At 72.8% G+C, this 5325-nt stretch carries 5 protein-coding genes; 3 read left to right on the top strand and 2 right to left on the bottom strand.

The genetic code is table 11. The features are described 5' to 3' along the window. Positions 1 to 45 precede the first annotated feature (45 nt). Positions 46 to 2265 (bottom strand): MMPL family transporter, encoded by a 2220-nt coding sequence (locus tag ACIQOV_RS26060; RefSeq protein ID WP_401052391.1) that lies wholly within the window; start codon positions 2263 to 2265, stop codon positions 46 to 48. 124 nt (positions 2266 to 2389) lie between these two features. Between ACIQOV_RS26060 and ACIQOV_RS26065 the strand changes: the two genes are divergently transcribed. Next, positions 2390 to 3046 carry a TetR/AcrR family transcriptional regulator gene (locus ACIQOV_RS26065; RefSeq protein ID WP_401052393.1) on the top strand — a complete coding sequence of 219 codons (657 nt, stop codon included), beginning with the start codon at positions 2390 to 2392 and terminating at the stop codon, positions 3044 to 3046. Here the strand turns inward: ACIQOV_RS26065 and ACIQOV_RS26070 are convergent. Next, positions 3043 to 3993, bottom strand: a complete 951-nt coding sequence (locus ACIQOV_RS26070) for a LysR substrate-binding domain-containing protein (protein ID WP_401052395.1) — start codon at positions 3991 to 3993, stop codon at positions 3043 to 3045. The genes ACIQOV_RS26065 and ACIQOV_RS26070 overlap by 4 nt on opposite strands. A gap of 190 nt (positions 3994 to 4183) precedes the next feature. Between ACIQOV_RS26070 and ACIQOV_RS26075 the strand changes: the two genes are divergently transcribed. Further along, positions 4184 to 4735: a peroxiredoxin gene (locus ACIQOV_RS26075; RefSeq protein ID WP_359899505.1), complete on the top strand. Its 552-nt coding sequence runs from the start codon at positions 4184 to 4186 to the stop codon at positions 4733 to 4735. Positions 4736 to 4738: 3 nt separating this feature from the next. Beyond that, positions 4739 to 5281: an alkyl hydroperoxide reductase gene (locus ACIQOV_RS26080; RefSeq protein ID WP_359899503.1), complete on the top strand. Its 543-nt coding sequence runs from the start codon at positions 4739 to 4741 to the stop codon at positions 5279 to 5281. Positions 5282 to 5325 lie beyond the last annotated feature (44 nt).

A 5325-nucleotide genomic window follows, 5' to 3' on the forward strand; every position in this document is an offset into this window, starting at 1 on the left:
CCCGGGCCGGGCCTCCTGGCGCCGGGGCTTCTGGGGCCGGGGCCGTCAGATCCGGGTCGGCTCCACGGCCGGCTGCTCGGCCGGCTCCCGCGTCCCGTCCTCGGCCGGCCGTCGCGCGAGCCGGGCCATCAGCTGCTCGCCCTCCATGTCCACCCGCGGCACGACCTTCTCCAGCCGCTTCGGGAACCACCAGGCGGCCTTGCCGAACAGCGCCATCGCGGCCGGCACCAGCGCCATCCGCACCACGAAGGCGTCCACCAGCACGCCCACCGCGAGGGCGAAGCCGATCGGCTGGACGACCGGGTCGTGGCCGAAGACGAACGAGCCGAACACCGCCACCATGATCAGCGCGGCCGCCGTGACCACCCGGGCCCCGTTCCGCACCCCGGCCACCACGGCCTCGCGCGGCGCCGCGCCGTGGACGTGCTGCTCCTTCATCCCGGAGACCAGGAACAGCTCGTAGTCCATCGCCAGCCCGAACAGCACGCCGATCAGCAGGATCGGCACGAAGCTCACCACCGGCCCGACCTTGGGCACGTCGATCAGCCCGTCCAGCCAGCCCCACTGGTAGACCGCGACCACCGCGCCGAGCGAGGCGGTGACGCTGAGCAGGAAGCCGGCCACCGCCTTGAGCGGGACGAGCACCGAGCGGAACGCCAGCGCCAGCAGCACCACCGCGATCCCGACGATCACCGCGAGGAAGGGCGGCAGCGCCTGGCCGAGCTTGGTGGAGACGTCGATGTTGGCGGCCGTGGTGCCGGTGACGGCGATGTCCGCGCCGGTCTCCGCCTTCAGCTCCGCCTTCCGGTCGCGGATCTCGTTGACCAGCGCCTCGGTGTCCGCGTGGTCCGGACCGGTCTGCGGGATGACGGTCACCAGCGCGGTGCGGCTCTCCTGGTCGACGGTCGGCGGCAGCAGCGTCCCGACGCCCTTGAGGGTCTGGAGCTTCGCGGCCACCTCCCGCACCGCCTGCTCGGGCTGCGGGGCGCCGTGGGCGTCCACGACGACCACCAGCGGAGCGTTGAAGCCCGGCCCGAAGCTCTCGCCGACCAGGTCGTACGCCTTGCGCGCGTCCGTCCCGGCGGCCTGCGAACCGCCGCTCGGCAGACCGAGGTTCAGGCTCGCGGCGGGCACCGCCAGGGCGCCCAGCCCGGCCAGTGCGACCAGCAGGACGGGCAGCGGACGGCGGACCACGAAGCGGCCCCAGCGCTCGCCCATGGTGGTGCGGCCGTTGGCGGTCAGGGCCCGCTTCCAGATCGGCAGCCGGTCGATCGCCCGGCCGGTGAAGCCCAGCACGGCGGGCAGCAGCGTGATCGCGACCAGGACGGCCACCACGACGGCCCCGGAGGCGGCCAGGCCCATCACGGTGAGGAAGGGCACGCCCGCGACGGCGAGTCCGGCGAGCGCGACGACCACGGTCAGGCCGGCGAAGACGACGGCGCTGCCGGCGGTCGCGGTGGCCCGGGCGGCGGCCTCCTCCGGCTCCAGGCCCTCGTCCAGGTGGCGGCGGTACCGGAAGAGGATGAACAGCGCGTAGTCGATGCCGACCGCGAGGCCGACCATCAGGGCCAGCACCGGCGCGGTGGTGATGATCTCGAAGGAGCCGGTGAGCGCCAGCAGGCCGGCCATCGTCACGCCGACGCCGACCAGCGCGGTCAGCAGCGGCAGCCCGGCGGCGACCAGCGTGCCGAGGGTGACCACCAGCACCAGCCCGGCCACCACCAGGCCGATCGCCTCGCTGCCGCCCTCGATCTGGGCCATCGTGTTGTACGCGTCGCCGCCGAAGGCCACGTCCAGCCCGGCCGCGCGGGCCGGCTCGGCGGCGGCCTTCACCGCGTCGCGCTGCCGGTCGGTGACGTCGGCGAGCTTGTGGTCGAAGGAGACCAGCGCGAGCGCGACCTTCCCGTCCGGCGAGAGCGCGCCGGTGGCGTACGGGTCCGGCACCGCGGCCACGCCCGGCACCTGGGCGATCCGGGCGACGGCCTCGCCGACCGCCCTGCCCGCCTCGGGCGTCCCGATGCCGCCGGGCGCGCCGGCGGCGAAGACGACCTGCGCGGAGCCGTGGCCCTGCGCCGGGAAGGTGTCCTTGATCCGGTCCAGGGCGGCCTGCGCCTCGGTGCCCGGGACCTTGAACTCGTCGGTGGTCTTGCCGGCGAAGGCGCCCGCGGCCCCGCCGATGGCGAGGAGCAGGGCGATCCAGACGGCGACGACGGCCCGTCGCCGCCGGAAGCAGTATCGGCCCAGTCGGTACAGGTACGTGGCCATCGGCGGTCCCTCGGGTCGGTCAGGGCAGGTCGCGTCCCACCGTAGACCGAACTTTGTCGGGTGACAAAGTTGACCGACAAGATCGCACGACGCAGTTGCCTGCCCGTGGCGCTACCCTGACTGGATGGCCCACGTCCCCGCCTCCGAACGCCGACCGCAACTGGTCCAGGCCGCGATCGACCTGATGACCAGGGAGGGAATCGCCGCCGGCAGCACCCGCGCGATCGCGGCCGAGCTGGGCGTGGCGCAGGCGACGGTGCACTACACCTTCGGCACCAAGAAGGATCTCTACCGGGCGGTCGTCCAGCAGCTGAAGTCCGACTTCGTCGGCGAGGTGCGCGCCGCCTCCCCCGGCGACGGCGCGTTCGGCGAACAGGTCCGCACCCTGGTGCTCGCGCTCTGGGAGGCCGCCACCGGCGAGCACGGACGCTGCGTGCTGCTGAGCGAGTTCGGGGCGCTGGCCATGCGCGACCCGGACATGCAGGAGATCATGCTCGGGCTCCAGCACGACATCGAGGGCACCGCCACCGAGATGCTCGACGCCCTCGCGGCCGCCCACGGCCTGAGCCTGGCGCTGCCCGCCCGCCGGATCGCCGTCCACTTCCTCGGCGGCTTCGACGGCCTGACGGCCCGCCACCTCACTCTGCGCCGGCCCGGCGACCGGCCCGACCAGGACACCCTGGAGGCGCTGGAGCTCCTCGTCGCGACGACGGTCGGACTCTGCCTGGGCACCCCGGCGGCGGAACTCCGTCGGCCGGACGCCCTGCGCGCTTCGCGCTAGGAAACGATCCGGACCGGCAGCTCGACCAGCACCTCGCGCAGCGCGGCCGCGAAGCGCTCGTACTCGGCGTTGCGGGCCGAGCCCGGCCGGACGGCCAGCCCGATCCTGCGGCCGGGCTGCGGTGCGGCGAAGCGGACGGCGGCCAGCCGGTCGGTGCGCCCGGCCTCGACGTCCAGCGCGGTGGCGGGCAGCAGGGTCACCCCGAGGCCGCCGGCGACCAGCTGGACCAGGGTGGACAGGCCGGCAGCGCGGGTGGTCGAGCCCGCCGGGTCGGCGCCGACCTCGCGGCAGATGTCCAGCGCCTGGTCGCGCAGGCAGTGGCCCTCCTCCAGCAGCAGCACGTCCAGGTCGAGCAGCACGTCGCGCGGGACGTCGATCCGCCCGGCGAGCGGGTGGCCGGGCGGGGTGAGCAGGACGAAGTCCTCGTCGAACAGCGGGATGTCCTTGGTCGGCGAGGCCCCGCCGGCCGGCAGCGCGAGCAGCAGGACGTCCAGCCGCCCGGCGGCCAGGCCCTCCAGCAGCGAGGGGGTGCGCTCCTCGTGGACGTGCAGCTCCAGGTCCGGGAAGCCGTCGCGGACCAGCCGCAGCACGGTGGGCAGCAGGTAGGGCGCGACGGTCGGGATGACACCCAGGTGCAGCGGCCCGGTGAACGGACGGCGGGCGGCCTCGACCTCCTCGGTGAGGGCCTGCAGCGAGGCGAGCACCCGGCGCGCGTGCTGGTGCACACGCTCCCCCAGTGGGGTGACGATCACCTTGCGCGTCGTACGCTCGACCAGCTGTGCGCCCAGCGACTCCTCCAGCGCTGCGACCGCCCCGGACAGCGCGGGCTGGCTGGTCCCGGTGGCGGCGGCGGCCTCCCGGAAGTGCCGGTGCTCGGCCACCGCGACGAAGGCGCGCAACTGGGCGACGGTCGGGGTGCGCGGGCTGCGGACTGTGGCGCTCGCCACAGTCGGGTCGCCCTTGGGGCCGCCGTTCCGGCGGGGACGCGGCCGCGACGTGGGGGATTCAGTACTGATAACAATCTCCGATCAGACACATCCAGTGTAGCTATTTCCCTGATCAGTCCACGATGTGGAACTGTGAGTGGTGTCCGGATTCCGGACAAGCTCCCCTCATCTCACTTCAGGAGAAGCGAACGTGCTCACGATCGGTGACAAGTTCCCCGAGTTCGACCTCAAGGCCTGTGTCGACCTGGACGCCGCGAGCGCCTTCGCCGATATCAACCACAAGTCCTACGAGGGCAAGTGGAAGATCGTCTTCTTCTGGCCGATGGACTTCACCTTCGTCTGCCCGACCGAGATCGCCGCGTTCGGCAAGCTGAACGACGAGTTCGCCGACCGCGACGCCCAGGTCCTCGGCGTCTCCGGCGACTCCGAGTTCGTGCACCACGCCTGGCGCAAGGACCACAAGGACCTGCGCGACCTGCCCTTCCCGATGCTGGCCGACATCAAGCACGACCTGATGCGCGCCTGCGGCGTCGAGGGCGAGGACGGCACCGCCCAGCGCGCCGTCTTCATCGTCGACCCGAACAACGAGATCCAGTTCGTCATGGTCACCGCCGGCTCCGTCGGCCGTAACCCCAAGGAGGTCCTGCGGGTGCTGGACGCCCTGCAGACCGACGAGCTGTGCCCGTGCAACTGGAACAAGGGCGAGGACACCCTCGACGCCCAGGCCCTGCTGGCGGGCTGACCCATGGCTCTCGACGACCTGAAGGCCGCCCTCCCGGACTACGCCAAGGACCTCAAGCTCAACCTGGGCTCGGTCATCGGCAACTCCGACCTCCCCGCCCAGCAGCTCTGGGGCACCGTGCTGTCCTGCGCGATGGCCACCCGCAGCCCCGGCCTGCTGCGTGAGCTGGAGCCCGAGGCCAAGGCCAACCTGTCCCCGGAGGCGTACAACGCCGCCAAGGGCGCGGCCGCGATCATGGGGATGAACAACGTCTACTACCGGACGCTGCACCTGCTCTCCGACAAGGAGTACAGCACGATGCGGGCCGGTCTGCGGATGAACATCATCGGCACCCCGGGCGTCGAGAAGGTCGACTTCGAGCTCTGGTGCTTCGCGGTCTCCGCCATCAACGGCTGCGGCCAGTGCCTCGACTCGCACGAGGCCGTGCTGCGCAAGGCCGGCGTCGAGCGCGAGGTCGTCCAGGCCTCGATGAAGATCGCCGCCGTCCTGCAGGCCGTGGCCGGCGTCCTCGACTCCGAGGCCGCCCTCGCCGCCGTCACCGCCTGACGCACCCGGCACCCCGACGGGCCCTCCCGGACACCATGTCCGGG

This window comes from Kitasatospora sp. NPDC091257 (assembly GCF_044757675.1).
Lineage (GTDB): Bacteria > Actinomycetota > Actinomycetes > Streptomycetales > Streptomycetaceae > Kitasatospora > Kitasatospora lactacystinica.